Origin of the sequence: Vibrio sp. Vb0304 (assembly GCF_033338995.1) — a bacterium.
GTDB lineage: Bacteria > Pseudomonadota > Gammaproteobacteria > Enterobacterales > Vibrionaceae > Vibrio > Vibrio alginolyticus.
Genome location: NZ_JAWOTT010000163.1, coordinates 1 through 1,327 on the forward strand (window position 1 = coordinate 1; position 1,327 = coordinate 1,327).

Genomic DNA, 1,327 nt, shown 5'->3' on the forward strand with positions numbered 1-1,327 from the left:
CTGAGCAGTTTGGGCTGCCGGTAATCCCAACCACGGCGGGACTTGTGCCATTTACGCTGCACAAAGAAGACAAAGAAGATTTTGCTGAACTGTCTGGCATTGCTGTGCCTGCGGAAATTACCGCCGAAGACGGCACCATGTTCAAAGAAGCGCTGTTGTTTACTCACCGCGGCTTATCGGGCCCTTCGGTTTTGCAAATTTCCTCTTTCTGGAAAGCGGGTCAGAAAGTTTCTATCAACTTAGTTCCTAACGAAGACATCGCTCTGCTGCTCGAGCGCAGCCTTGAGAAACATCCAAATCAATCGCTAAAGAATACCTTAGCAAAAGTACTGCCAAAGCGTTTAGTGGAAGTGCTGATTGAACGTAAAGAGCTGATGGATAAACCTCTCAAGCAGTTCAACCCGAAAGAGCTTGCTAGCGTGGTGGAGCGTTTAGAAAACTGGTCAATCGCACCTAATGGCACCGAAGGCTACCGCACGGCGGAAGTGACTTTGGGTGGTGTAGATACCGATCACCTGTCTTCTAAAACCATGGAATGTAAAAACATCAAAGGCTTGTACTTCATCGGAGAAGTGATGGATGTGACCGGTTGGTTAGGTGGCTATAACTTCCAATGGTGCTGGTCGAGTGGCTTTGTGGCAGGTCAGTGGGTGTAATCCAGCGCTGCACGCAAAGATAGGCACGCAAAGATAGAAAGAGACGATGAAAAAGAGCACTGAATTCAATTCAGTGCTCTTTTGCTATTTTCGGTGTGTTTACTCGTCTTGATACTTTTCGAGCTTGTTGTACAGCGTTTTAACGCTGATACCCAGTTCCTGAGCCGATTCCGTTTTGTTGCCTTGATTCTCTTCAAGCGTATTGAGAATAGCGGCTTTTTCCAGCTCTTCTAACGATACGCCAGCAGGCACCATATCTTCTAATCGGGTGCCAGTTTCTAGTGGCGGCGTATCGAAAATCAGATGTTCATCTTTAATGGTATCGTCTGCGAGAATGAACGCTCGCTCGATGGTGTGCTTGAGTTCTCGAACGTTGCCAGGCCAATCGTGCATGGCGATTTTTTGGATTGCCGAGTCGAGAATCGTCTTGGTTTTGGATTCGTTAGCGTTGCGGTGCGCAATAAAGTGTTTGGCTAATCCGACGATGTCTCCGCCACGTTCGCGCAATGGTGGAACGGTTAGCGGAAAGTGCGATAGCCTGAAAAATAGGTCTTCACGTAGAAATTGTTCTTCGATCGCGACTTTAGGATCGCGGTTGGTCGCCGCGACGATGCGGGTATTGGCGATGTGGACGGTATTACTGCCCACTGGGCGGTATTCGCCAGTTTCTA

At 48.5% G+C, this 1,327-nt stretch carries 2 protein-coding genes; one reads left to right on the forward strand and one right to left on the reverse strand.

The features are described 5' to 3' along the window. A partial coding sequence (locus R7P35_RS24660; RefSeq protein ID WP_318092981.1) for an aminoacetone oxidase family FAD-binding enzyme occupies nt 1–656 on the forward strand: 656 nt, incomplete at its 5' end. Nucleotides 657–755: 99 nt separating this feature from the next. On the opposite strand, the gene R7P35_RS24665 is transcribed toward R7P35_RS24660, so the two are convergent. After that, nucleotides 756–1,327: helix-turn-helix domain-containing protein (locus R7P35_RS24665; protein WP_318092983.1), on the reverse strand; the 572-nt coding region annotated here is incomplete at its 5' end.